Genomic DNA, 26441 nt, shown 5'->3' with positions numbered 1-26441 from the left:
TTTCGGCGTCACTCCAGCGGATTGATGCCGACCGCCCGCAACATGCCGCTGAGCGCAATCAGCGGCAGCCCGACCAGGGTATTTGGATCGCGCCCCTCCAGCCGCTCGAACAGGCAAATGCCCAGCCTTTCGCTCTTGAAACTTCCGGCGCACTGCAAAGGCTGCTCCTTCTCTATATAGGCGCGGATCTCCGCATCGCTGAGAGAGCGGAAGTGCACCACAAAGGGCTCGCAGCACTGCATCAGCGTCCTGCTGCGCGGCTGGTAGAGCGCCAGCCCGGTATAAAAGGTGATGGCGTTGCCGCTCGCCTGACGCAGCTGCGCAAAGGCGCGCTCGGGCGTGTGCGGCTTGCCGGTGATGGCGCCGTCGAGCACGCATACCTGATCCGAGCCGATAATCCAGCTGTCGGGATAGTCGGCGGCCAGCGCCTGCGCTTTGGCCACGGCGAGGCGCGTCACCAGGGCGTCGGCGGCTTCGCCTGCGCGCGGCGTTTCGTCAACGTCTGGCGCAGCGGTAATAAAAGGCAGGCCGAGTTTGCCCAGCAGCGCCTGACGAAACGGCGAGGTTGAGGCTAAAAGAAGAGAGTCAGGCATTTTTTCACAATAGTAATGGCGAATTGGTGACACTCATTTTAAACTGTGCGCCGCACTGGATGCGAATAACTGGTGAAAGATGCTGTGAAACGGCCTTTTTCTTTGACTCTATGACGTTACAAAGTTAATATGCGCGCCCTATGCAAAAGGTAAAATTACCCCTGACGCTGGATCCGGTCCGCGCCGCTCAAAAACGCCTGGATTATCAGGGCGTTTACACCCCTGAACAGGTGGAGCGCGTAGCCGAATCAGTTGTTAGTGTGGACAGTGACGTGGAATGTACCATGTCGTTTGCGGTTGACAGCCAGCGCCTCGCCGTACTGCAAGGTACAGCGGACGTGCAGGTTACATTGCGCTGTCAGCGCTGCAACCAGACATTCCCTCACGCTGTCCACGTAAGCTATTGCTTCAGTCCTGTCTCAACCGATGAGCAGGCCGAGGCACTGCCGGAAGCCTACGAGCCGATCGACGTCGATGATTTTGGCGAAGTCGATCTGCTGGCGGTGATAGAGGATGAAATCATTCTCGCGCTGCCGGTCGTTCCGGTGCATGATTCTGAACACTGTGAAGTGTCCGAGGCGGACATGGTCTTTGGCAAATTGCCTGCAGAGGCGGAAAAACCAAACCCATTTGCCGTATTAGCCAGTTTAAAGCGTAAGTAATAGGAGTAAGGTCCATGGCCGTACAACAGAATAAACCCACCCGTTCTAAGCGTGGTATGCGTCGTTCGCACGATGCGCTGACCACTGCAACTCTGTCTGTAGATAAAGTTTCTGGCGAAACGCATCTGCGTCACCACATCACTGCGGATGGTTACTACCGCGGTCGCAAGGTTATCACCAAGTAAGACTTGCGCTTAGCAAGGTGATACTTTGACACGTTTGACCCTGGCTATTGATGCCATGGGCGGGGATTTCGGTCCCTGCGTGACAGTGCCTGCAGCGTTGCAGGCACTGGCCTCTCATTCGCATCTCAATCTTCTTCTGGTCGGCATTCCCGACGACATCACTCCATTGCTTGCCAAAGCGGATTCCTCGTTAACAGAACGTTTGCAGGTCATTCCTGCGGAGTCAGTTATTGCAAGCGATGCGCGGCCCTCTCAGGCTATCCGCGCCAGTCGCGGCAGCTCAATGCGTATTGCGCTGGAGCTGGTGAAAGAGGGACGAGCGCAGGCCTGCGTCAGCGCTGGCAACACCGGCGCCCTGATGGGGCTGGCGAAATTAATGATAAAACCGCTGGACGGCATTGAGCGCCCGGCGTTAATGACCGTGCTGCCGCATCAGCAGCGCGGCAAAACGGTGGTGCTCGATTTAGGCGCCAACGTGGACTCCGACAGCGAGATGCTGGTGCAGTTTGCCGTAATGGGCGCGGTGATGGCGGAAGAGGTGTTAGCGATCCCCAATCCCCGCGTCGCGCTGCTCAATATTGGTCAGGAAGAGACCAAAGGGCTGGAGAGCATACGCGCCGCCGCCAGCATGCTGAAAGCGTCCGGGCAGATTAACTATATTGGTTACCTGGAAGGCAACGACCTGCTTACCGGCAAGACAGATGTGCTGGTGTGTGACGGTTTCGTCGGCAACGTCACGCTGAAAACCATGGAAGGCGTGGTAAGAATGTTCCTTTCCCTGCTGAAGTCTTCAGGGGAGGGGAAAAAACGGTCATGGTGGCTGAAGCTGCTGGGGCGCTGGATTCAGAAACGTCTGGCTAAGCGCTTCGGGCATCTCAACCCCGACCAGTACAATGGCGCTTGTCTGTTAGGATTGCGCGGAACAGTGATCAAAAGCCATGGCGCGGCCAATCAACGCGCCTTTGCCGTGGCGATAGAACAGGCAGAGCAGGCGGTGCGACGGCAGGTTCCCGAACGAATCGCCGCGCGTCTTGATGCTGTATTAGCCAGGAGTGACAAAGCCTAGATGTTTACCAAAATTATCGGTACGGGCAGCTATTTGCCTAGCCAGGTGCGTTCGAATGCGGATCTGGAAAAAATGGTGGAGACGTCGGACGAGTGGATCGTAACCCGCACCGGCATCCGCGAACGCCGCATTGCCGCGCCGGATGAAACCGTCGCCAGCATGGGCTTCGCGGCTGCGCAGCGCGCGCTGGAGATGGCGGGCGTAGAGGCAGACGACATCGGACTGATTATCGTCGCCACCACCTCGTCCAGCCACGCTTTTCCCAGCTCGGCCTGCATGATCCAGCAGATGCTGGGCACCAACGACTGCGCCGCCTTCGACCTCGCGGCCGCCTGCGCAGGCTTTACTTATGCGCTGAGCGTCGCGGACCAGTACATTAAAAACGGCGCGGTGAAGCATGCGCTGGTGATTGGCTCCGACGTGCTGGCGCGCACCCTCGATCCCAACGATCGCGGCACCATTATTCTGTTCGGCGACGGCGCGGGCGCGGTGGTATTAGGCGCGAGCGAAGAGCAGGGCATTATCTCTACGCATCTGCACGCCGACGGCCGCTACGGTCAGCTGCTGACGCTGCCTTACCAGAATCGCGCCAACCAGGACGAGCCAGCCTATCTCACCATGGCCGGCAACGAAGTGTTCAAGGTGGCGGTAACCGAACTGGCGCACATCGTTGACGAAACCCTGCAGGCCAATAATCTCGATCGCGAAATGCTCGACTGGCTGGTGCCGCATCAGGCTAACCTGCGCATCATCAGCGCGACGGCGAAAAAACTCGGCATGGGCATGGATAAAGTGGTGGTCACGCTGGATCGTCACGGCAATACCTCGGCGGCGTCGGTGCCCAGCGCGCTGGATGAAGCCGTGCGCGACGGCCGTATCAAACCCGGACAACTGATTCTGCTGGAAGCCTTTGGTGGCGGGTTCACCTGGGGTTCCGCACTGGTTCGCTTTTGATTCACAGGAAAGAAAGATGACGCAATTTGCCTTTGTTTTTCCCGGTCAGGGATCGCAGACCGTCGGCATGCTCTCTGAGCTGGCGGCAACTTATCCGCTGGTGGAAGCGACCTTCCGCGAAGCGTCTGACGCGCTGGGATACGATCTGTGGCAGCTGGTTAGCGCTGGCCCGGCTGAAGAGCTGAACAAGACCTGGCAGACGCAGCCTGCGCTGCTGGCCGCTTCCGTAGCGATCTATCGCGTCTGGCAGCAGCAGGGCGGCGCGCAGCCGACGCTGATGGCCGGCCATAGCCTCGGCGAATACTCCGCGCTGGTGTGCGCCGGCGTGCTTGATTTCGCCGACGCCATCAAGCTGGTGGAGCTGCGCGGCAAGCTGATGCAGGAAGCGGTGCCGGAAGGCACCGGCGCGATGCAGGCGATTATCGGCCTCGACGACGCCTCGATTCGCAAAGCCTGCGAAGAGAGCGCGCAGGGCCAGGTGGTCTCGCCGGTTAACTTTAACTCGCCGGGCCAGGTGGTCATCGCTGGAAATAAAGAAGCGGTAGAACGCGCAGGCGCAGCCTGTAAAGCCGCAGGCGCCAAGCGCGCGCTGCCGCTGCCGGTCAGCGTGCCGTCGCACTGCGCGCTGATGAAGCCTGCCGCAGACAAGCTGGCGGTAGCGCTGGAAGAGATTGCGTTCAACGCGCCGTCCGTTCCGGTGGTGAATAACGTTGACGTAAAATGCGAAAGCGACGCGGCGGCGATCCGCCACGCGCTGGTGCGCCAGCTTTACAGCCCGGTTCGCTGGACCGAGAGCGTAGAATTTATGGCGTCGCAGGGCGTTACCCAGCTGCTGGAAATGGGGCCGGGCAAAGTGCTGACGGGTCTGACCAAACGCATTGTGGACAGCCTGACGGCGGCAGCGGTCAACGACCCAACGTCGCTTTCTGCAGCACTTGAACAGGAATAAGAGGATAAACATGAGCTTTGAAGGTAAAGTTGCGCTGGTAACAGGCGCGAGCCGCGGCATTGGCCGCGCGATCGCTGAAACGCTGGTCGCGCGCGGCGCTAAAGTTATCGGCACCGCGACCAGCGAAAGCGGCGCAGAAGCCATCAGCGCTTACCTCGGCGATAACGGCAAAGGTCTGCTGCTGAATGTGACCGATCCCGCATCGATCGACAGCGTGCTGGAGAAGGTTCGCGCAGAATTTGGCGAAGTAGACATTTTGGTCAATAATGCAGGCATTACGCGTGACAATCTGTTGATGCGCATGAAAGACGACGAATGGGCGGATATCCTGGATACCAACCTGACGTCGGTTTTCCGCCTTTCCAAGGCGGTATTGCGCGCCATGATGAAAAAACGCGTGGGTCGTATCATTACCATCGGTTCCGTTGTTGGCACCATGGGCAACGCGGGTCAGGCAAACTACGCAGCAGCCAAGGCGGGTTTGATTGGCTTTAGCAAATCACTGGCGCGCGAAGTTGCGTCACGTGGCATTACCGTAAACGTCGTGGCTCCGGGCTTTATCGAGACGGACATGACGCGTGCACTGAGCGAAGATCAACGTTCCGGCATTTTGACGCAGGTTCCCGCAGGTCGTTTAGGCGACGCGCAGGAAATCGCCAATGCTGTTGCATTCTTAGCCTCTGACGAAGCAGCCTACATCACGGGTGAGACGCTGCACGTCAATGGCGGCATGTACATGGTCTGATAATCACGAAATCATTTGCATTGTTTGCGGTAAAAACCGCAAAATAGCGTAAAATCGTGGTTCGACCAGCCGGGATTTTGTTGCATCTTTTTCAACATTTTATACACTACGAAAACCATCGCGAAAGCGAGTTTTGATAGGAAATTAAATAGTATGAGCGATATCGAACAACGCGTTAAGAAAATCATTGCTGAGCAGCTGGGTGTGAAAGAGGACGAAGTAACAAACTCTGCATCTTTCGTTGAAGACCTGGGTGCTGATTCTCTTGACACCGTTGAGCTGGTAATGGCTCTGGAAGAAGAGTTTGATACTGAAATTCCAGACGAAGAAGCTGAGAAAATCACTACCGTTCAGGCAGCGATCGACTACATCAATAGCCACCAAGGCTAATGAATATCTTCAGGCGGTCGCTCGACCGCCTGAGTTTTATGCTAGTTCCTTAGAGTTTTTATTCCCCCTCCCTGGAGGACGAACGTGTCTAAGCGTCGTGTAGTTGTGACCGGTCTTGGCATGTTGTCTCCTGTCGGCAAAACCGTAGAGTCTACCTGGAGTGCTCTCCTTGCCGGTCAGAGCGGCATTAACCTGATCGACCATTTTGATACGAGTGCCTACGCAACCCGTTTTGCTGGCATCGTAAGAGATTTCAATTGTGATGAAATCATCTCGCGCAAAGATCAGCGCAAGATGGATGACTTCATCCAATACGGCATTGTTGCCGGCGTGCAGGCTATGCAGGATTCGGGTCTAGTCGTGACCGATGAAAACGCTGGACGCATCGGCGCGGCAATTGGTTCCGGCATCGGCGGACTGGGTCTGATCGAAGAGAACCATACCTCGCTGGTCAACGGCGGTCCGCGCAAAATCAGTCCGTTCTTTGTACCTTCGACCATCGTGAACATGATCGCCGGCCATCTGACGATTATGTATGGCATGAAAGGTCCCAGCATCTCTATCGCCACTGCCTGTACTTCCGGCGTGCACAACATCGGTCATGCGGCGCGTATCATCGCCTATAACGATGCTGACGTGATGCTGGCGGGCGGCGCAGAGAAAGCCAGCACCCCGCTGGGCGTGGGCGGCTTTGGCGCAGCGCGCGCGCTCTCTACGCGCAACGATAACCCGCAGGCGGCAAGCCGTCCGTGGGATAAAGATCGTGACGGCTTCGTGCTGGGCGACGGCGCGGGCATTATCGTGCTGGAAGAGTATGAGCACGCGAAAAAACGCGGCGCGAAAATCTATGCGGAAATTGTCGGCTTCGGCATGAGCAGCGATGCTTACCACATGACGTCGCCGCCGGAAAACGGCGCTGGCGCCGCGCTGGCGATGGAAAACGCGCTGCGCGACGCGCAGCTGTCGGCAGAGCAGATCGGCTACGTCAACGCGCACGGCACCTCTACGCCAGCGGGTGACAAAGCGGAAGCGCAGGCGGTGAAAACCATTTTCGGCGCCTCGGCGAAAACCGTTATGGTCAGCTCGACCAAATCGATGACCGGCCACCTGCTGGGCGCGGCAGGCGCGGTAGAGTCAATCTACTCGATTCTTGCGCTGCGCGACCAGGCCGTTCCGCCGACCATCAACCTGGATAACCCGGATGAAGGCTGCGATCTTGACTTCGTGCCTCACACGGCGCGTCAGGTTAGCGGTCTGGAGTACACGCTGTGTAACTCCTTCGGCTTCGGCGGCACGAACGGCTCATTGATTTTCCGTAAGATCTGACGATTCACGTTCTGGCAAAAGGCCCGCAAATGCGGGCCTTTTTTCTATCTGGAAAGGCTCTGAAACGGATTATCACACCACAACGCGCTACCATAGCGTTTTTGCCTGCGGGAGAGCCCTATGTGGATAAATGGAACGGAGCAGCGCACGCTGCCTGTCAGCGATCGCGCGACGCAGTTCGGCGACGGCTGCTTTACCACGGCAGCGGTGCATAACGGCCACATTCAGCTGTTGGCGGCGCATCTGCGCCGTCTGCGCGAGGGATGCGAACGCCTGATGATGCCCGACGTCGACTGGGCTCTGCTGGAAAAGGAGATGCGCACAGCCGCGCAGCCACACGCCCAGGCGGTCCTGAAAGTCATTCTCAGTGCCGGCGCTGGCGGACGCGGCTACAGCCGTAATGGCAGCAGCGGCACCACGCGCATCGTCTCGGTTGCGCCCTGGCCGCACCACTATCAGCCGCTGCAAACGCTGGGCGTCAGGCTGCAGACCAGTCCGGTGCGGCTGGCGCAGAACCCGCTGCTGGCGGGCATCAAGCACCTGAATCGCCTGGAGCAGGTAATGATTCGCGCGCATCTCGAGCAGAGCGATGCCGACGAGGCGCTGGTGCTTGACACTGCGGGCTACGTGGTGGAATGCTGTGCGGCCAATTTATTCTGGCGGCAGGGCGAACGCATTTTTACGCCCGATTTGACGCACGCTGGCGTCGACGGCGTGATGCGGCGCTATCTGATGGCGCAGATGGCCGCTGCAGGTCTGCATTGCGATGTGGCGCGCTGTGAAGCGGCGCAGCTGCAGGCGGCCGACGAAATCGTTATCTGCAATGCCTTGATGCCGGTGTTGCCGGTACGACAGCTGGACGACAAGGCGTTCAGCGAGCGCGCGCTCTACCGCCGGTTTCAGTACAGCTGCTATTTAATGGAAGCAAAATGAGTCGAACGAAAAAAATTTTCGCCGTCGTCGCGGCGGTTCTGGTGCTGGCGGCAGCCTTCAGCTACTGGCAAATCCAGCGCTTCGCCGCGACGCCGTTAACCATTGACCAGGAAACGATCTATACCTTACCAGCGGGCACCGGCCGGGTGGCGCTGGAGGCGCAGCTGGAGAGCCAGCATCTGATCCCGCAAAGCGTCTGGTTCGGTCCACTGCTGAAGCTCGAGCCGGATCTGGCGCGCTTCAAAGCGGGTACCTACCGGCTGGAGAAGGGGATGACGGTGCGCGCGCTGCTGCAGCTGCTTGCCAGCGGCAAAGAGGCGCAGTTCCCGCTGCGGCTGGTAGAGGGCCAACGCCTGATCGACTGGCTTGCCGAGCTGCGCTCCGCGCCCTATATCAAACACCAGCTGAAAGATGACCAGTTCGCCACGCTGGCGAAGACGCTGAACATCGATCCACAGGCGCTGGAAGGCAGTTTCTATCCGGATACCTATCTCTATACCGCCAACACCAGCGATATCGCGCTGCTGCAGCGCGCGCACGCCCGCATGACGGCGCTGGTGGATCAGATCTGGAAAAATCGCATGCCGGACCTGCCCTATAAAAATCCGCAGGAGATGGTGACCATGGCGTCGGTGATTGAAAAAGAGACCGCCGTCAGCGCTGAACGCGCGCGCGTCGCTTCGGTGTTTATCAACCGGCTGCGCACCGGTATGAAGCTGCAAACCGATCCGACGGTGATTTACGGCATGGGCGAGAAGTATACGGGCACGCTGACGCGTAAAGACCTTGAGACGCCGACCGATTACAATACCTATACCATAAACGGTCTGCCGCCTGGCCCCATCGCCGCGCCGAGCAAAGCCTCGCTGGAAGCGGCCGCGCATCCCGAAAAAACCGATTACCTCTATTTTGTCGCCGACGGCAAGGGCGGTCATACCTTTACCACCAACCTTGCCAGTCATAATCAGGCGGTACAGGCTTACCGGCAAACGCTGAAGGAAAAAGATGAAAAGTAAGTTTATCGTCATTGAAGGCCTGGAAGGCGCCGGAAAAACCACGGCGCGCGAGGCGGTAGTCGCCGTGCTGCGCGAGCGGGGCGTTGAGGATATCGTCTTTACCCGCGAGCCGGGCGGCACGCCGCTGGCGGAGCAGCTGCGCGTACTGGTGAAGCAGGGCATTGAGGGCGAACAGGTCACGGACAAAGCGGAGCTGCTGATGCTCTACGCCGCCCGCGTGCAGCTGGTGGATACCGTGATCAAGCCTGCGCTGGCGCGCGGCGCCTGGGTCATCGGCGACCGGCACGACCTCTCTTCGCAGGCCTATCAGGGCGGCGGACGCGGGCTGGACGCCGCGCTGATGCGCACGCTGCGCGACGCCGTGCTGGGCGATTTTCACCCCGATCTTCAGCTTTACCTCGACGTCACGCCGGAAATCGGCCTGCAGCGCGCCCGCGCGCGCGGCGAGCTGGATCGCATCGAGCAGGAGTCGCTGCGCTTTTTCGAGCGCACTCGCGAGCGCTATCTGGCGCTGGCTGCCGAAGACGAGCGCATCCTGACCGTAGATGCCACGCAGCCGCTCGACAGCGTCACCCAGGCGATTAAAACGACCCTGACGCGCTGGCTGGATCGGCAGGCATGAACTGGTATCCGTGGCTGAATCAGCCTTACCGCTACATTATCGGCCAGCATCAGGCGGGGCGCGCGCATCACGCGCTGCTGATCCAGGCGATTGACGGCATGGGCGAGGAGGCGCTGGTGTGGGGCGTCAGCCGCTGGCTGATGTGCCAGCAGAAGGATGGGCTAAAAAGCTGCGGCCAGTGCCACGGCTGTCAGCTGATGCAGGCGCAGACGCATCCCGACTGGTATCGCCTGGAGGCGGAGAAGGGCAAAAGCACCCTGGGTATCGACGCGGTGCGCCAGGTGACCGAGAAGCTCTACCATTTCGCCCAGCAGGGCGGCGCGAAAGTGGTCTGGCTGCCCGATGCCGCGCAGCTCAGCGAATCGGCGGCTAACGCGCTGTTGAAAACCCTGGAAGAGCCGCCGGCCAACAGCTGGTTCTTTTTAGGCAGCCGCGAATCGTCGCGTCTGCTGGCCACGTTGCGCAGCCGCTGTATGGCGCTCTCGCTGGCGCCGCCGGACGAGGCGCAGAGCCTGCAGTGGCTGAGCAAGCAGCTGCCGCACGAGCCTGTCGCGCTGCAGACCGCGCTGCGCCTCAGCGCGGGCGCCCCGGCGGCGGCGCTGCAGCTGCTGGAGCCGGCGCGCTGGCAGGCGCGCCAGAACCTGTGCGACGCGCTGCCCGCCGCGCTGCGGCAGGATATTTTGCTGCTGCTGCCGCTGCTTAATGCCGAGGATGTCGCCGCGCGCATCAGCTGGCTGATGGCGCTACTGGTGGATGCGATCAAATGGCAGCAGGGCGCCGTGCGCTGGCTAAGCAACCCCGATCGCGAAGATGTGGTCGCGCTGCTGGCGGACACCTTTTCCGCCCGCGCGCTGGATGAGAGCGCGCGCGCGTGGATGCAGTGCCGGGAACAGCTGATCCACGTGGCCGCCGTTAACCGCGAACTCCTGTTAACCGACCGACTTCTGAGCTGGGCCGATCAACGCAAGCCTGGCGTAGTCGCTTAACGACCAAACGAGACACTTTATGTTTATTGTGGATTCACACTGCCATCTTGATGGCCTGGATTATGAAAAGAACCATCGCGACCTCGACGATGTGCTGGCCAAAGCCGCCGCGCGCGACGTGAAGTTTATGCTGGCGATCGCCACCACGCTGCCGGGTTTTCATACCCTGAAGGCGCTGGTGGGCGAGCGTGAAAATATCGCGCTCTCGGTCGGCGTGCACCCGCTGAATCAGGAAGAGCCCTACGACGTCGAGGAGTTTCGTCGTCTGGCCGCCGATCCGCGCGTGGTGGCGCTGGGCGAAACCGGCCTCGACTACTATTATCAACAGGAAACCAAAGCGCAGCAGCAGGCGTCGTTCCGCGAACATATCCGTACCGGCATCGCACTGAACAAGCCGATTATCGTGCATACGCGCGACGCGCGCGACGATACGCTGGCGATTCTGCGCGAAGAGCAGGTTGAACGCTGCGGCGGCGTGCTGCACTGCTTTACCGAGGATCAGGCGACGGCGGCGAAGCTGCTTGATATGGGCTTCTATATCTCGTTTTCCGGTATTGTTACTTTCCGTAACGCCGAACAGCTGCGCGAAGCGGCGCGCTATGTGCCGCTGGATCGCATGCTGGTGGAGACCGACTCTCCCTATCTGGCGCCGGTACCGTATCGCGGCAAAGAGAACCAGCCAGCCTATACGCGCGACGTGGCGGAATACCTTGCCGTGCTGAAAGGGGTCGATATCGAGACGCTGGCCGCTTCGACTACGCAAAACTTCTCGACGCTTTTCCAGGTGCCGTTGAGCCGGCTCGGCGGTTAAGGTTTTATTTCAAAGCCTGTAATAATTCGGTAATACCGACTGATTGCCCTGCTTTTTATCGCAGGGCTGCTCTTTTATGGCGGCAAAACGGGCGCTGTCAGTCAGAATATACTGATATCAGGGCAAGCCGATCCAGGAAACGTGATAGTCGTCAAAGTAACGCTGGCTGATTTATTTTACCCTTCGTAATAATTAAAAGGCGGTCACCGTCAAACGGGTTGCGGATCCTCCCCCGCGACCCAGCGCACTGCGCAAAATCGCACTCATACTCAGGAGCTTCAGGCTATGTTCAAAAACGCATTTGCGAACCTGCAAAAGGTCGGTAAATCGCTCATGCTGCCGGTATCGGTTTTGCCGATCGCCGGCATTTTATTAGGTGTTGGTTCGGCAAACTTTAGCTGGCTGCCGGCCGTCGTTTCCCACGTGATGGCGGAAGCGGGCGGTTCGGTGTTTGCTAACATGCCGCTTATCTTCGCTATCGGCGTGGCGCTCGGCTTTACCAACAACGACGGCGTCTCCGCGCTGGCGTCGGTGGTGGCGTACGGCATCATGGTGAAAACCATGGCGGTGGTCGCGCCACTGGTGCTGCATCTCTCCGCTGAGGAGATTGCTGCGCACCATCTGGCGGATACCGGCGTACTGGGCGGCATTATCGCCGGTGCGATAGCGGCCTATATGTTCAACCGCTTCTACCGTATCAAGCTGCCGGAATATCTCGGCTTCTTCGCCGGTAAGCGCTTTGTGCCGATTATCTCCGGCCTGGCGGCGATCGTGCTGGGCGTGCTGCTCTCCTTTATCTGGCCGCCAATTGGCTCGGCGATTCAGGAGTTCTCGCAGTGGGCAGCCTATCAGAACCCGGTTGTGGCGTTTGGTATCTATGGCGTCGTTGAGCGTGCGCTGGTGCCTTTCGGCCTGCACCATATCTGGAACGTACCTTTCCAGATGCAGATCGGCGAGTTCACCAACGCGGCGGGTCAGGTGTTCCACGGCGATATTCCGCGCTATATGGCGGGCGATCCGACTGCGGGCAAACTCTCTGGCGGCTTCCTGTTCAAAATGTACGGCCTGCCGGCGGCGGCCATCGCCATCTGGCATTCAGCGAAGCCTGAAAACCGCGCCAAAGTGGGCGGCATCATGATCTCCGCCGCGCTGACCGCGTTCCTGACCGGGATTACCGAGCCGATCGAATTCTCGTTTATGTTCGTTGCGCCGATCCTCTACGTGATCCACGCAATTCTGGCCGGTCTGGCGTTCCCGATCTGTATCCTGCTCGGCATGCGTGACGGCACCAGCTTCTCGCACGGCCTGATCGACTTTATTGTACTGAGCGGCAACAGCAGCAAAATCTGGCTCTTCCCGATCGTCGGCATTATCTACGGTCTGGTTTACTACACCATTTTCCGCGTGCTGATTGTGAAGCTGAACCTGAAAACCCCAGGCCGTGAAGAGACCACCACTGAGTCCTCTTCAGCCACCGGCAGCGAAATGGCGGGCAAGCTGGTTTCTGCCTTCGGCGGCAAAGAGAACATCACCAACCTGGATGCCTGTATTACTCGTCTGCGCGTCAGCGTGGCGGACGTCAGCAAGGTTAACCAAAACGAGCTGAAAAACCTCGGCGCCCGTGGCGTGGTGGTAGCAGGCTCTGGCGTTCAGGCGATTTTCGGCACCAAGTCCGATAACCTGAAAACCGATATGGATGAATACATTCGCAGCATGTAATGCGTATGTAAGAAAAAAGCCCCGCAGATGCGGGGCTTTTTTTTATCTGCGTTTTGCTCTCAGAGGTAAACGCGTAAATACTCCGTCAGGCACAGCAGCGCCATCGCCTGACCGTAGGGCATCGAGGTCAGCGGTACGTTGCGGTAGTAGTCGAGATCGCTGCCCATCGCGGTGCCGAATGAAACCTGTTTCAGTTCGCCGTCCTCGTCGATATTGGCGATCACGCCGCGCAGCGCGTTCAGGCCGGTGGGCAGATAATCCGCGCTGAGGTAGCGCTTGCGCACCGCCTTGATAATGCCGTAGGCGAAGCCTGCGGTTGCCGACGCTTCCAGATAGCTATCTGGATCGTCCAGCAGCGTATGCCACAGGCCGCTCGAATGCTGGCAGGCGCGCAGCGCTTTCACCTGGCTCTCCAGCACCTGCAGCAGGAAGCGGCGCGTCGCATGCTGTTCCGGCCAGTTCATCATCTCCAGGAAATCGGGAATAACGATGGTGAGCCAGCTGTTGCCGCGCGCCCAGCGCGCATTGGCGAAGTTATGGCGGCCCTCGAAGTTCCAGCCGTGGAACCAGAGCCCGGTCTGACGATCCATCAGATATTGCGTATGCAGCAGGAACTGATAGCTCGCCTCTTCGATAAATTCCTGACGATTCAGCAGCTGGCCGATTTTCGCCAGCGCCATCACGCTCATCATCAGCGTATCGTCCCAGAGCTGTTGATGGTTTTCATTGTTGTAGACGATATGCTGCAGGCCGCCCTGTTCGGTGCGCGGCATCTCATACATCACCCATTCCGCCCAGCGCTCCAGCACCGGCCGCCAGGCGGCGTTGCCGGTCTCTTCGTAGCGATAAGCCAGCGTCAGGAAAGGCGCGACGGTATTCACGTTCTTGGTCGGCGTGCCTTCCTCAAGGCGCGCGGCAAACCAGTCGTCGATAATGCTCAGCGTCTGCTGGTCGCCGGTTTGCTGGTAATAGTGCAGCATGCCATAGAGCCCGATGCCGTGGGTCCACTCCCAGCCTGCCCAGCCTTTGGTATCAATCACGCGTCCGTCATCGAGGCGCAGCAAAAATTCTCCCGTCTCGTCGGTGATATTCACCAGGTTTTGCGTCAGCTTGTGAATCAGTTGCAACAGCTCCCGGCGCGGCAGCAGAAATTCTGGTTGGCACAAAAGAGCACTCTGTTTCACAGGAAATACAGTCATGGTTCATTCCTATCGTTTCAAGGTCGTAGTAAGGGAAGAAGCGATCGGACGCGCGGCCTTGAGCGGCGGCGCGGCCGGTTTATGCCGGTTAAGGAAGCCGATGTTGTTGTTGCCCCACAGATTCTCATAAGGCATGCCGGCCAGGGTTTCGACGATGTCCCGCGCTTCCGGCGTGATGCGCTCTGGCAGGACGCGGTCAGCTTCGCGCATCTTCAGCGTCTCTTCGCGCAGCACGGTATGGGTCTGCAGATTGAGTTTAAAGCGCAGCGAAACCAGGAAGCCGCATGCCAGTACACACAGCGTGCCGAGGCTGAGAATGCCGAGAATGGTATGGCTGACGCCCGGCGGCTGCGTCGCCTGCCCGGAGACGAAGCCGGAGAGTTGCAGCACGATGCCGACCAGCATCACCGCCCCTGCCTGGGAGGCTTTGCGGGTCAGGGTCATAATACCAGCGAAAATTCCCTCGCGGCGCTGACCGGTAATTACCTCGTCGACGTCAGCGATATAGGTGTAGATATTCCAGGGCACATAGTTGATGCCGCCGCGTCCCAGACCTGCCAGCGCGGAGATCAGCAGCAGCAGCGAGAAGCTGTCGTTCATGCCCGCATACCAGAGGCCGGCGTAAGAGAGGGCAGCAATGCCGAACAGCGTGACGACCAGACGGTAGGCTGGCGCCGGCCCCATGCGGATGCAGAGCGGGATCATGCCCATCACGGCGACAAACTGCAGCACCGCCATGGTGCCCATCAGGTTGGAAGCGATCTGTGCGCTCTGCATCAGCACGAACACCACATACCAGGTGAAGACGGCGTTAAAGACATCCTGCGCGATATAGCCGCCCAGATACATGCCGAGATGCTGACGAAAGATGCGGATGCGCAGCGTAGAGGCGAGTTCGACATAGAGACGCTTCAGGCTCTGCATCAGCGACAGCTGCCGCTTCTCCTCTTCAGCGCGGCGCGACTCCTCGGAGAAATCGCCGGGATCGCGCTCCCAGGTAAAGAGCCAGACCAGCGTCAGCACCAGCGCGCAGATAATGGAAAATACCAGGCTGGCGTAGAAAAAGGAGAGCGGATTATCTTTGCCCAGCGCGCCGATTAAAATGCCCGGCAGGAAGGCGGCAAGGATTGCCGACAGCTGCGCCAGCGCAATACGCGCGCCGGAAAAGCGAGTCTTCTGTTTGAAATCGTCGGTCATCTCCGGCACCAGGGTTTCATAGGGCACCAGAATCATGGTGTAGACCATATCGAACAGCAGATAGGTGGCGAGATACCACCAGAAGCTCATATCGCCGATCCACATCAGGCTGTAGCTGAAGACGCAGGGAATGCCGAGCAGAATAAAGAATTTGCGGCGGCCGAAGCGCTTGCCCAGCCAGGTCGAGCCGAAGTTATCGGTCAGGAAGCCCATTAGCGGGCTGACCACCGCGTCCAGCACGCGCGCGGCGGCGAAGATAAAGGTCGCTTCGATAGGCGTCAAACCGCAGAAGGTGGTATAAAAATAGAGCAGCCAGGCGGCGGTAAGCGCCGTGGTGCCTGCGCCGAGGAAATCCCCAGAGCCGTAAGCCAGATAGTGGCCAAAACCAATTTTACGTGAGCGCATACGGATGCTCCTTTATAGCCATAGTCATTACATCCCTTGTTATCCGGACGACACACTCGGAATAGATAGAAAGTAGAGCCGCAGCGCGGGGCAAACCTTCGCAATTTCGACAGGCGTCGCCCCTGGCTGGCAATGACGCAAAGAAAAGGGCGGCGCGTTTCTAATTTATGAAACGGCGTTTCATTTTAACTTCAGGCGGGGCGGGAATTTGCGAAGCGACGCACAGTTAAAAGAAGCGACGAAAATGGCGCAAAGGCAGGCAGTTAATCGGGGAAAAGTGGTCCTGAGCTTGAAAGAAAACAAATTCCTCACGCATACTGATTGACTGTCCATCAGGCTTAAGGAAATGCACCATGGCTGAAGAAACGATTTTCAGTAAAATCATCCGTCGCGAAATCCCTGCCGACGTGGTGTATCAGGATGAACTGGTCACTGCGTTTCGCGATATCTCTCCCAAAGCGCCGACCCATATTTTGATTGTCCCCAACGTGTTGATCCCCACCGCTAACGACGCGCTGCCCGCCCACGAGCAGGCGTTGGGCCGCCTGTTTACCGTCGCCGCGAAAATCGCGCGCGCCGAAGGCATCGATCAAGACGGTTATCGCCTGATCGTTAACTGCAATCGTCACGGCGGGCAGGAGGTTTATCACATTCATATGCATTTACTCGGCGGACGTCCGCTGGGTCCAATGCTGGCCGACTGATCCTCCATACGGAAGCGAGTTATGCGTCAATGGCTGACAGGCCTGCCGCTCCTGCTGACTCTGGCAGGTTGCAGCAGCGATAAACCGATGATCGACACGTCGCAGTCGCTGGTGATGGAGTCCTCTGTGCTCTCTGCCGGCATCATCACCGACGAGCCGGTGGTGGACGAGCAAGATGGGCAGCAGCGCGCGCGCAGCGTGCTCTATAATCAGCGCGAGACGCCGGTGGTGATCCACTATCGTTATTACTGGTACGACGACAAAGGGCTGGAAATTATGCCGGGCGAACCGGCGCAGCGGGTCACCGTTCCGGCGCACGGCAGCATTGTCGCCGCTTCCCAAATGGGCAACCTGACGGCCAGCAAGGTTCGTCTCTACCTTTATCTCTGAGGATTGTTAAGTGATTCGCCGACTCCCTCGTTCCGGAGCGCTCCTGATGGCGCTCATTCTTTCCGGCTGCGTAATTAAACAGCAGCAGCCTGCGCCCGTTGAACCGACGCAGCCCGCCGAACCTACCCAGCCGCAGCCCGTGCCGCAGCCGCAGCCCGTGCCGGAGCCGACGCAGCCTGTGCCGCAGCCGCCGAAGCTGAAAACCATTAACTGGGACGCCAGCGTGCAGCCGCTGGTGGCGCAGATGCTGCGTTCCGCCAACGGCGTCACGCCGGGCAGCGTGCTGATGGTGGATCGCATTAAAAACAGCACCAACGGCGCGCTGCAGAGCGAAAAAGCCACCGACGCGATTCAAAACGCGCTGGCCAACAACGGCAAGTTTACGCTGGTGACCAGCGATCAGCTGGCGCAGGCCAAGCAGACGCTGGGCCTGTCGCCGGACGACAGCCTGAACTCGCGCAGCAAGGCGATCGGCCTGGCCCGCACGCTGAACGCGCAGTATGTGCTCTACAGCACGGCGCAGGGCGACGTGAAAACGCCGACGCTGCAGATGCAGCTGATGCTGGTGCAGACCGGCGAGATCGTCTGGTCAGGCAAAGGTGTTGCCCAGAATTGATCCCTTGCTGCTGGCGCGCATAGAAAAACGGCTGCCGGGCGTCGCGCTGGAGAGGACTGCGCCGCTGCAGGGGCTCACCGGCCACAGCAGTAAACTGGAAAGCGGGCAGGGCGCGTTTGTCGCGCGCCCTGCGCCGCAGCCGCCGATCCCCTTTGTCGATCGCCAGCGCGAAGCCCGCCTGCTGCGCAAACTGCATCCATGCGGCCTGACGCCGCGCCCGTTGCTCGGCGACGCGCAATTGCTGCTGCTGCCGTGGCGCGCGGGGGAACCGCTGTCGCCGCAGGCGTTTCACCAGCGGCGCGACGAGGTGGTGGCGCTGCTGCTGCTGCTGCATCGCCAGCCGCCGACGGGCTACCGCCTGCAGCTGCTGCCGCTGCTGCTGCGCTACTGGCAGCTGTGCCGACAGCGGCATCTGGGCTGGCAGCGCGCTCTGCGTCGGCTGGCGCGTGCGGGCGAACCCGCGCCGCTGCGGCTGGCGCCGCTGCATATGGATGTCCACGCCGGCAACCTGATCGCGGATGCGGAAGGGCTGCACCTGATTGACTGGGAGTACGCCGCCGATGGCGACGTGGCGCTGGAGCTGGCGGCGCTGTGCGCCGCCGATCCTGAACGGGCAGAGAGCTGGCTGGTGGCCTATGCCGAGGCGGCGCGCCTGCCGCCAGCCGCGCTGGCGCGGCAGGTTGCGCGCTGGCAGCCCTGGCTGCGGCTGCTGATGGCCAGCTGGTATCAGCTGCGCGCCGAGCAGAGCGACGATGCGGCACTGCGCCAGCTGGCGCGGCAGAGCTGGCAAACCATTTAATTCGCGCGGCGAGAGCGCCGCGCCAGGAACTGATTATGACGACACAACTTCCCGGCCCGCTGATGCTGGATGTCGAAGGTTTTGAACTGGACGCCGAAGAGCGCGAGATCCTGCGGCATCCTACCGTCGGCGGCGTGATCCTTTTCGCGCGCAACTACCACGATCCGGCGCAGCTGGCTGAACTGGTGCGCCAGATCCGCAGCGCGTCGCGCTCGCGGCTGGTGGTAGCGGTCGATCAGGAGGGCGGACGCGTCCAGCGCTTCCGCGACGGCTTCACCACGCTGCCCGCAATGCAGTCTTTCGCGGCGCTGCACGATGCGCAACGTGGCGGCGAGCTGGCGCAGCAGGCAGGGTGGCAGATGGCGGCGGAGATGATCGCCATGGATATCGACATCAGCTTCGCGCCGGTGCTGGACCTCGGCCATATCAGCGCGGCGATCGGCGACCGCTCCTTCCATGAGGATCCGCAGATTGCGCTGGCGATGGCGCGCCGCTTTATTGCCGGCATGCATGAAGCGGGCATGAAAACCACCGGCAAGCACTTCCCCGGCCACGGCGCGGTCAGCGCCGACTCCCATAAAGAGACGCCGCGCGACCCGCGCGATCTGGAGACGCTGCGTCGTCACGACATGGCGATTTTCCAGGCGCTGTTCGACGAGGGCGCGCTGGATGCGGTCATGCCGGCGCACGTTATCTATACTGAGGTGGATCCGCTGCCCGCCAGCGGTTCGCCTTACTGGCTGAAGAGGGTGCTGCGGGAAGAGCTGGGCTTTGACGGCGTCATCTTCTCTGACGATCTGTCGATGGAGGGCGCCGCCATCATGGGCAGCTATGCGGAGCGCGCGCAGCAGTCGCTGTCGGCCGGGTGCGACATGATTCTGGTCTGCAACCACCGCGCAGGCGCGATCAGCGTGCTGGATAATTTGATCGCGATCGGTGCCGAACGCGTGCCGCGGCTGTACCATCGGGGAACCTTTACCCGCCAGAGCCTGCAGCAGAGCGCGCGCTGGAAGCAGAACGCGCAGCAGCTGAGCAATCTGCAGGCGCGCTGGCTGGAACACAAAGCGTCAGGGAAGTAATCTCTCCTCCCGGCGCGCACAACGCTGAGGAGTGTCATGATTATCTATCTGCACGGTTTCGATTCCAACAGTCCAGGCAACCATGAAAAGGTGCTGCAGCTGCAGTTTATCGATCCTGACGTCAGGATGATCGGCTACAGCACCCGCCACCCTAAACACGATATGCAGTTCCTGCTGAAAGAGACCGACAAGCTGCTGACGCGCGGCGGCGGCGCCCAGCCGCTGATATGCGGCGTCGGGCTGGGCGGCTACTGGGCGGAGCGTATCGGCTTTCTCTGCGGCATTCGCCAGGCGATTTTCAATCCCAATCTCTTTCCCTTCGAAAATATGGAGGGAAAAATCGACCGGCCGGAAGAGTATCTCGACATCGCCACCAAATGCGTCAGCGACTTTCGCGAAAAGAACCGCGATCGCTGCCTGGTGTTTCTGTCTCGCCGCGACGAGGCGTTAGATAGCCAGCGCAGCGCAGAGACGCTGCACCCTTTCTACGAAATTGTCTGGGATGAGCACGAAGGCCATAAGTTCAGGAACATCTCCCCGCATCTTCAACGCATTAACGCTTTTAAAACATTAGGTTAAGCATGCGGGCGCCATCCAGGCGCCCGCGCGTTTTGCGTAATAATCTGAGTTATCTGCCGAGTAATTGATGTAAATCAATTTTGGTATGACCATCTTCCCTGCCCATGCTATTCTGCCCTCAGCAGCGATTTTAACTTCGCCAACCCTATGTTTATTAAGGTTTAATTTAACCATTGATTAACTATTGGTTCACATTTTGAGGGGGTCTTGTTGACTACATCCATGAAAAAAATCGTTATTGTCGGTGGCGGCGCGGGCGGGCTGGAGATGGCAACGCAGCTCGGTCACAAGCTGGGCCGCAAGAAAAAGGCCGAGATTATTCTGGTGGATCGCAACCACAGCCACCTGTGGAAGCCGCTGCTGCACGAAGTGGCGACCGGATCGATGGACGAAGGCATCGACGCGCTGAGCTATCTGGCGCATGCGCGCAATCATGGCTTCCAGTTCCAGCTCGGCTCGCTGACCAACATCAATCGCGAGCGCAAAACCATTGAACTGGCGGAGATGCGCGACGACAACGGCGAAGTGCTGGTGCCGCAGCGCGAGGTGGCCTACGACACCCTGGTGATGGCGCTCGGCAGCACCTCGAACGATTTCGGCACGCCGGGCGTGAAAGATCACTGCATCTTCCTCGACAACCCGCACCAGGCGCAGCGTTTCCACAATGAGATGCTGAACCAGTTCCTGAAATTCTCCGCCAGCGAAGGCCGGCTGGAGAAGGTCAATATCGCTATCGTCGGCGGCGGGGCGACCGGCGTCGAGCTGTCAGCCGAGTTGCACAACGCGGTCAAGCAGCTGCACAGCTACGGCTATAAGGGTTTGAGCAGCGAAGCGCTCAACGTCACGCTGGTGGAAGCGGGCGAGCGTATTCTGCCTGCGCTGCCGCCGCGCATCTCTGCCGCAGCGCACAGCGAGCTGACCAAGCTGGGCGTGCGCGTGCTGACGCAAACCATGGTGACCAGCGCCGATAAAAACGGCCTGCACACCAAAGGTGGCGAATTTATCGAGGCGGATCTGATGGTATGGGCGGCGGGCATTAAAGCGCCGGACTTCCTGAAAGAGATTGGCGGGCTGGAGACCAACCGCATCAACCAGCTGGTGGTGAAAGAGACGCTGCAAACCACGCTGGACGACGATATCTACGCCATCGGCGACTGCGCCTCCTGCGCGCTGCCGTCGGGCGGCTTCGTGCCGCCGCGCGCCCAGTCGGCGCATCAGATGGCATCGCGCGCGATGGAGAATATCCTCGCCCAGCGTAGCGGCAAGCCGCTGAAGGCCTACGTCTATAAAGATCACGGCTCGCTGGTATCGCTGTCGCGCTTCAGTACCGTGGGCAGCCTGATGGGCAACCTGATGCGCGGCTCCATGATGGTAGAGGGCCGCATCGCGCGCTTTGTCTACATCTCTTTATATCGTATGCATCAGATTGCGCTCCACGGCTATTTCAAGACCGGCCTGATGATGCTGGTAGGCAGCCTTAACCGCGTGATCCGTCCGCGCCTCAAGCTGCACTAATGATTCCCAGGCGGCGCAAGCCGCCTTTTCTTTTCTCAGGCGCTGGTTAAACTGCTGACACATAACACAAATTAATTAAACGCCTGTTGTCTGCCTTGCTCAGAACTCTCCGAAAAGCTGGTCCTGATCCGCTTCCGGTGCGTTTTCCTCCATTAATCTGATGTTGCAATTTCGGGCCATCTGCAAAACTTCCTGCAACGATACGGCGGGTCGTGCACGCCGTTCTGTGCCATAGCGACAGGGGACATCGTCGCGGCACGCATGCACGGTAACAACTTCAGGAGGACAATCCTGTGAATAAATCAATGTTAGCGGGTATCGGTATCGGCGTTGCAGCAGCTTTGGGTGTGGCCGCCGTTGCCAGCATGGATGTATTTGACCGTGGTCCGCAGTATGCGCAGGTGCTTTCAGCGACGCCAATCAAAGAGAGCATTAAGCAGCCGCGTCAGGAATGTCGCAACGTAACGCTGACCCATCGTCGCGCGGTACAGGATGAGAACCGCATCGCCGGTTCGGTGCTGGGCGCGGTAGCGGGCGGCGTGCTGGGTCATCAATTCGGCGGCGGACGGGGACGCGATGTGGCGACGGTCGCAGGCGCACTGGCGGGCGGCTATGCCGGCAACCAGGTGCAGGGCGGTTTGCAGGATCGCGACACCTACACCACTTCAGAGCAGCGCTGCAAAACGGTATACGATAAGCAAGAAAAGATGTTGGGTTATGACGTGACCTATAAAATAGGCGACCAGCAGGGCAAAATCCGCATGGAAAACGACCCTGGCACCCGCATCCCGCTGGACCGTAACGGCCAGCTCATCCTGAACAGCAATCAGGCTTAACTGGGCAAAGATTCCCACACAGCACACACATAGTAAAAAGGCACATCTTGCGATGTGCCTTTTTTTTAGCGGCGCTCTTCGAGCCGTCTCACTCGCCTGCGAGAGCGATCAACCTATGGTCATCAGGCTGGCGTTGCCGCCGGCCGCCGCGGTGTTGACGCTCAGCGAGCGCTCAATCAGCAGACGCTCCAGCAGCAGCTGCGTATCGCCGCGGGCGAAGCCCTGCACCGACACAATCGCGCCGTCTCGCGCCGCGATCTGCTCGCACAGCGTGCGCAGCTGATCGGCGTCGCCGTGGTAGATCACCGCGTCGAAGTGGGTGGCAAACAGATCTTTCGCCAGCGCGATGCGCGCCTGTACCGCCTGCGGCAGCGCCTGGCGCAGCGTGCGGTGCAGCTCATCGTCCGGCCAGAGCGCCTGACTGCCGACGCTGGTCACCGCTGCCAGCTGCACCAGCGCGTCCTGCTCGTTATCGGCGAGGCAGAGCACGCGTTCGCGCGGCAGCAGCGAGAAGGTGTTGCGCTCGCCGGTTGGACCGGTCAGCAGCCGCACGGTGCCCGCCTGCGCCAGCGTGGCGTAGCGCTGACAGATCGCGGCCAGCTCCGGTTTGTCCTGCTGCGCCCAGGCCGTCAGGGCTTTATGCGGCTCCAGCAGCGCCTCGCGCAGCGTGCCGTCCGCTGGACGCTCGGCGTCCTGGCGTTCAAAGGTAGCGCTGAGCGCCGTTTCCGGGCGGCTGGCCAGCAGACGGTAGAGATAGAGCGGACCGCCCGCTTTCGGGCCGGTACCGGAGAGTCCCTCGCCGCCGAACGGCTGCACGCCGACCACGGCGCCCACCATATTGCGGTTAACGTAGAGGTTGCCGACTTTAGCGCTGGCGGTGACCTGCGCGATGGTTTCATCGATGCGGGTATGCACGCCCAGCGTCAGACCGTAGCCGGCGGCGTTGATCTGGTCGATCAGCTGCGGCAGCGCGCTGCGCGCGAAGCGCACCACGTGCAGCACCGGGCCGAAGATCTCTTTATCGAGATCGCTGACCTGATCGAGCTCGATCAGCGTCGGCTTGATAAAGGTGCCGCTTTGCCACTCCGCGCGATCCTGCGGATGCTCCTGCACCGCCTGGTAGACAGCATTGCCTTTGTTGCGCATCGCCTGGATATGACGCTCGATATTGGCCTTCGCCTCGGCATCGATCACCGGGCCGATATCGGTAGAGAGACGCTCCGGATTGCCCATGCGGCATTCGGCCATCGCGCCGCGCAGCATTTTCAGGGTGTGATCCGCCACATCCTCCTGGATGCAGAGCAGACGCAGCGCCGAACAGCGCTGTCCGGCGCTGTCGAACGCCGAGGCGAGAATATCGACCACCACCTGTTCGGTCAGCGCGGAAGAGTCGACGATCATCGCGTTCAGACCGCCGGTTTCGGCGATCAGCGGCGTCGGACGGCCCTGCGGATCGAGACGGCCGGCCAGGTTGCGCTGCAGCAGCGTCGCCACGGCGGTAGAGCCGGTAAACATCACGCCGCGCACGCGCGGGTCGCGCGTCAGCTGGGCGCCGACGGTTTCGCCGTCGCCCGGCAGCAGTTGCAGCACGCCCGCAGGCACGCCAGCATCCAGCAGGATGCGCACCGCCTGCGCGGCGATCAGCGGAGTCTGTTCCGCCGGTTTGGCCAGCACGCTGTTGCCAGCCGCCAGCGCGGCCGCGATCTGGCCGGTAAAGATCGCCAGCGGGAAGTTCCACGGGCTGATGCAGACCACCGGGCCAAGCGGGCGGTGCGTTTCATTATCGAAATCGTCACGCACCATGCCGGCGTAGTAGCGCAGGAAATCAACCGCTTCGCGCACTTCGGCGATGGCGTTGTTATAGGTCTTGCCCGCTTCGCGCACCAGAATGCCGATCAGCTGCTGCATGCCGTCTTCCATATACTGCGCGGCGCGATCGAGGATCGCCGCGCGCTCGTCCGGCGGCGTCGCAAACCAGATTGGTCCGGCGTTCACCGCCGCATCCAGCGCCAGCGACACTTCCGCTTCGCTGGCTTCGCGCACCTGGCCGACGATATCGCCCGGCGCGGCCGGATTGATGACCGGACGGGTTTCGCCGTCGCCCAGCTCGCCGTCGATAATCGGCTGCGCCAGCCAGGGCTGCGCGGCGCTGCTCAGCAGGGCGCTGGAGAGCGACGCCAGACGATGTTCGTTGGCCATATCGATGCCCGCCGAGTTGCTGCGTCCCGCGCCGTAGAGATCGCGCGGCAGCGGGATCTTCGGATGCGGCAGGCCAATCGCCCCTTCGCTCGCGCCCAGTTTTTCCACTGCCGCCACCGGATCGGCCACCAGCTCGTCAATCGGCAGCGAGGTATCGGCGATACGGTTAACGAAAGAGGTATTGGCGCCGTTTTCCAGCAGGCGACGCACCAGGTAGGCGAGCAGGGTTTCATGAGTGCCCACCGGCGCATAGATGCGGCACGGACGATTGAGCTTGCCGTCCGCCACTTTACCGACCACCTGCTCATAGAGCGGTTCGCCCATGCCGTGCAGGCACTGGAACTCATACTGGCCCGGATAGTAGTTATTGCCCGCCAGCTGATAGATGGCCGCCAGCGTATGGGCGTTGTGAGTAGCGAACTGCGGATAGATCAGGTTTGGCACCGCCAGCAGCTTGCGCGCGCAGGCGAGGTAAGAGATGTCGGTGTAGACCTTGCGGGTATAGACCGGATAGCCTTCGAGGCCTTCCACCTGGGCGCGTTTGATTTCGCTGTCCCAGTAGGCGCCTTTCACCAGGCGGATCATCAGGCGGCGACGGCTGCGCTGCGCCAGATCGATCAGCGAGTCGATCACGAACGGGCAACGCTTCATATAGGCCTGGATCACGAAGCCGATGCCGTTCCAGCCCTCCAGCTCCGGCTCAAAGCAGAGCTTCTCCAGCAGATCGAGCGACAGCTCGAGGCGATCCGCCTCTTCGGCGTCGATATTGATGCCGATGTCGTAAGAGCGCGCCAGCAGCGTCAGAGATTTCAGAATAGGGTAGAGCTCCTCCATCACGCGATCGTACTGCGCGCGGCTGTAGCGCGGGTGCAGGGCGGAAAGCTTGATCGAGATGCCGGGGCCTTCATAAATGCCGCGGCCGTTAGAGGCTTTGCCGATAGCGTGGATCGCCTGCTGGTAGGAGACCAGGTAGGCTTTGGCGTCGCTGGCGGTCAGCGCCGCTTCGCCCAGCATATCGTAGGAGTAGCGGAAGCCTTTCTCTTCCAGCTTGCGCGCGTTGGCCAGCGCCTCGGCGATGGTTTCGCCGGTAACAAACTGTTCGCCCATCAGGCGCATCGCCATATCGACGCCTTTGCGCACCAGCGGCTCGCCGCTCTTGCCGATAATACGGTTCAGCGAGCGCGACAGATTAGCTTCGTTGTGCGTAGAGACCAGACGTCCGGTAAACAGCAGACCCCAGGTGGCGGCGTTAACGAACAGGGAAGGGCTGCGGCCCAGATGCGACTGCCAGTTGCCGTTGCTGATTTTGTCGCGGATCAGCGCGTCGCGCGTCGGCTTATCGGGAATGCGCAGCAGCGCTTCCGCCAGGCACATCAGCGCTACGCCCTCCTGAGAGGAGAGCGAGAACTCCTGCAGCAGGCTTTGCACCATGCCGGCGCGTCCGGTTGCCCCTTTCTGGTGCCGCAGCTTGTCGGCGAGGCTGTAGGCGAGCTGATGGGTTTTCTCCGCCAGCGCCGCCGGCAGACGCGCCTGCTCCAGCAGCATCGGCACCGCGTCGGTCTCGGGACGACGCCAGGCGGCGGTAATCGCGGCGCGCGCCACCGACTGCGGCAGAATATGCTCGGCGAAATCGAGGAAGGGCTGATGCGTCTCTTCCGGGGCGATCTCTTCCTGCTCTACCTGCGCGCCCGCCGTCATGGGGACCTCCGGCAGGGCGTCGCCGCTCTCCAGCTGGCCGAGGTAGTTGAAAATCGCCTGCTTAATCAGCCAGTGCGGCGTGCGGTCAACCTTCTGTGCCGCCAGTTTAATACGTTCGCGGGTGGCCTCATCCAGCTTCACCCCCATCGTTGTCGTGCCCATGACCTGTCTGCTCCTGTCTTTAACTCTCACACTGCGTGGCCAGCACTATCTCTGATGTTGCAACTTTGTGCAACCGTGTTAAGTGTGACCTGCTTAACAGCCTTTT

The 26441-nt window shown here is 60.3% G+C and carries 26 protein-coding genes; 22 read left to right on the top strand and 4 right to left on the bottom strand.

Annotation, left to right across the window (positions count from 1 at the left end):
* Positions 1-8 precede the first annotated feature (8 nt).
* A complete protein-coding gene (locus tag B3229_RS05070; protein WP_286869947.1) occupies positions 9-593 on the bottom strand; it encodes a Maf family protein in 585 nt (194 codons plus the stop codon).
* Positions 594-733: 140 nt separating this feature from the next.
* Between B3229_RS05070 and yceD the strand changes: the two genes are divergently transcribed.
* From yceD to ptsG, 14 genes are all read left to right on the top strand, one after another.
* On the top strand, positions 734-1255 hold the full coding sequence (yceD, locus tag B3229_RS05065) for a 23S rRNA accumulation protein YceD (RefSeq protein WP_033750954.1): 522 nt from the start codon (positions 734-736) through the stop codon (positions 1253-1255).
* A 14-nt stretch (positions 1256-1269) separates the two neighbouring features.
* A complete protein-coding gene (gene rpmF / locus B3229_RS05060; RefSeq protein ID WP_017348070.1) occupies positions 1270-1440 on the top strand; it encodes a 50S ribosomal protein L32 in 171 nt (56 codons plus the stop codon).
* 25 nt (positions 1441-1465) lie between these two features.
* Positions 1466-2506 carry a phosphate acyltransferase PlsX gene (gene plsX / locus B3229_RS05055; RefSeq protein ID WP_065426301.1) on the top strand — a complete coding sequence of 347 codons (1041 nt, stop codon included), beginning with the start codon at positions 1466-1468 and terminating at the stop codon, positions 2504-2506.
* Positions 2507-3460: a beta-ketoacyl-ACP synthase III gene (locus tag B3229_RS05050; protein ID WP_286869945.1), complete on the top strand. Its 954-nt coding sequence runs from the start codon at positions 2507-2509 to the stop codon at positions 3458-3460.
* Between the two features lie 16 nt (positions 3461-3476).
* Positions 3477-4409 carry an ACP S-malonyltransferase gene (fabD, locus tag B3229_RS05045; protein WP_286869943.1) on the top strand — a complete coding sequence of 311 codons (933 nt, stop codon included), beginning with the start codon at positions 3477-3479 and terminating at the stop codon, positions 4407-4409.
* A 10-nt stretch (positions 4410-4419) separates the two neighbouring features.
* Positions 4420-5154: a 3-oxoacyl-ACP reductase FabG gene (fabG, locus tag B3229_RS05040; protein ID WP_033750943.1), complete on the top strand. Its 735-nt coding sequence runs from the start codon at positions 4420-4422 to the stop codon at positions 5152-5154.
* Between the two features lie 153 nt (positions 5155-5307).
* Positions 5308-5544, top strand: a complete 237-nt coding sequence (acpP, locus tag B3229_RS05035; RefSeq protein WP_025901771.1) for an acyl carrier protein — start codon at positions 5308-5310, stop codon at positions 5542-5544.
* An 84-nt stretch (positions 5545-5628) separates the two neighbouring features.
* A complete protein-coding gene (gene fabF, locus B3229_RS05030; protein WP_033750934.1) occupies positions 5629-6870 on the top strand; it encodes a beta-ketoacyl-ACP synthase II in 1242 nt (413 codons plus the stop codon).
* A 120-nt stretch (positions 6871-6990) separates the two neighbouring features.
* Positions 6991-7803, top strand: a complete 813-nt coding sequence (pabC, locus tag B3229_RS05025; RefSeq protein ID WP_286869938.1) for an aminodeoxychorismate lyase — start codon at positions 6991-6993, stop codon at positions 7801-7803.
* A complete protein-coding gene (gene mltG, locus B3229_RS05020; protein WP_286869937.1) occupies positions 7800-8819 on the top strand; it encodes an endolytic transglycosylase MltG in 1020 nt (339 codons plus the stop codon). The genes pabC and mltG overlap by 4 nt, the downstream gene beginning before the upstream one ends.
* A complete protein-coding gene (gene tmk / locus B3229_RS05015; protein WP_048785099.1) occupies positions 8809-9441 on the top strand; it encodes a dTMP kinase in 633 nt (210 codons plus the stop codon). The genes mltG and tmk overlap by 11 nt, the downstream gene beginning before the upstream one ends.
* Positions 9438-10427, top strand: coding sequence for a DNA polymerase III subunit delta' (gene holB / locus B3229_RS05010; RefSeq protein ID WP_286869934.1), 990 nt, complete (start codon positions 9438-9440; stop codon positions 10425-10427). Before tmk ends, holB begins: the two co-directional genes overlap by 4 nt.
* 19 nt (positions 10428-10446) lie before the next feature.
* Positions 10447-11238: a metal-dependent hydrolase gene (locus B3229_RS05005; protein WP_286869932.1), complete on the top strand. Its 792-nt coding sequence runs from the start codon at positions 10447-10449 to the stop codon at positions 11236-11238.
* A gap of 285 nt (positions 11239-11523) precedes the next feature.
* A complete protein-coding gene (gene ptsG, locus B3229_RS05000; protein ID WP_033750915.1) occupies positions 11524-12957 on the top strand; it encodes a PTS glucose transporter subunit IIBC in 1434 nt (477 codons plus the stop codon).
* Positions 12958-13016: 59 nt separating this feature from the next.
* On the opposite strand, the gene B3229_RS04995 is transcribed toward ptsG, so the two are convergent.
* Together B3229_RS04995 and B3229_RS04990 are read right to left on the bottom strand one after the other, a co-directional pair.
* On the bottom strand, positions 13017-14156 hold the full coding sequence (locus B3229_RS04995) for a glycoside hydrolase family 88/105 protein (protein ID WP_048785106.1): 1140 nt from the start codon (positions 14154-14156) through the stop codon (positions 13017-13019).
* 9 nt (positions 14157-14165) lie between these two features.
* Positions 14166-15758, bottom strand: coding sequence for an MFS transporter (locus B3229_RS04990; RefSeq protein ID WP_286869929.1), 1593 nt, complete (start codon positions 15756-15758; stop codon positions 14166-14168).
* A 353-nt stretch (positions 15759-16111) separates the two neighbouring features.
* Here B3229_RS04990 and hinT point away from each other — a divergent pair, with 353 nt between their 5' ends.
* The 8 genes from hinT to B3229_RS04950 all read left to right on the top strand — a co-directional run bounded on the left by hinT (position 16112) and on the right by B3229_RS04950 (position 22276).
* Complete coding sequence (gene hinT, locus B3229_RS04985; RefSeq protein WP_033750906.1) at positions 16112-16462, top strand: purine nucleoside phosphoramidase; 351 nt, start codon at positions 16112-16114, stop codon at positions 16460-16462.
* Positions 16463-16483: 21 nt separating this feature from the next.
* Positions 16484-16852, top strand: a complete 369-nt coding sequence (locus B3229_RS04980) for a YcfL family protein (RefSeq protein ID WP_033750903.1) — start codon at positions 16484-16486, stop codon at positions 16850-16852.
* A 10-nt stretch (positions 16853-16862) separates the two neighbouring features.
* Entirely contained in the window at positions 16863-17468 is a 606-nt protein-coding gene (gene lpoB / locus B3229_RS04975; protein ID WP_048785110.1) for a penicillin-binding protein activator LpoB, read from the top strand.
* The gene (thiK, locus tag B3229_RS04970) at positions 17455-18267 is read left to right on the top strand and encodes a thiamine kinase (protein ID WP_410477771.1); all 813 of its coding nucleotides are present in this window, start codon (positions 17455-17457) and stop codon (positions 18265-18267) included. Before lpoB ends, thiK begins: the two co-directional genes overlap by 14 nt.
* A gap of 35 nt (positions 18268-18302) precedes the next feature.
* Positions 18303-19346, top strand: a complete 1044-nt coding sequence (gene nagZ, locus B3229_RS04965) for a beta-N-acetylhexosaminidase (protein ID WP_286869925.1) — start codon at positions 18303-18305, stop codon at positions 19344-19346.
* 36 nt (positions 19347-19382) lie between these two features.
* On the top strand, positions 19383-19925 hold the full coding sequence (ycfP, locus tag B3229_RS04960) for an alpha/beta hydrolase YcfP (protein WP_048785115.1): 543 nt from the start codon (positions 19383-19385) through the stop codon (positions 19923-19925).
* Between the two features lie 210 nt (positions 19926-20135).
* Positions 20136-21440: an NAD(P)/FAD-dependent oxidoreductase gene (locus B3229_RS04955; protein ID WP_096072946.1), complete on the top strand. Its 1305-nt coding sequence runs from the start codon at positions 20136-20138 to the stop codon at positions 21438-21440.
* 293 nt (positions 21441-21733) lie between these two features.
* Positions 21734-22276 carry a glycine zipper 2TM domain-containing protein gene (locus B3229_RS04950; protein WP_033750889.1) on the top strand — a complete coding sequence of 181 codons (543 nt, stop codon included), beginning with the start codon at positions 21734-21736 and terminating at the stop codon, positions 22274-22276.
* A 108-nt stretch (positions 22277-22384) separates the two neighbouring features.
* Here the strand turns inward: B3229_RS04950 and putA are convergent, their stop codons facing one another.
* Positions 22385-26335: a trifunctional transcriptional regulator/proline dehydrogenase/L-glutamate gamma-semialdehyde dehydrogenase gene (gene putA / locus B3229_RS04945; protein ID WP_286869919.1), complete on the bottom strand. Its 3951-nt coding sequence runs from the start codon at positions 26333-26335 to the stop codon at positions 22385-22387.
* Positions 26336-26441 lie beyond the last annotated feature (106 nt).

The sequence above is a fragment of the Pantoea sp. UBA5035 genome (assembly GCF_002415245.1).
GTDB classification, from domain to species: domain Bacteria; phylum Pseudomonadota; class Gammaproteobacteria; order Enterobacterales; family Enterobacteriaceae; genus Pantoea; species Pantoea septica.
This window is presented reverse-complemented; position numbering and strand designations above follow the sequence as displayed.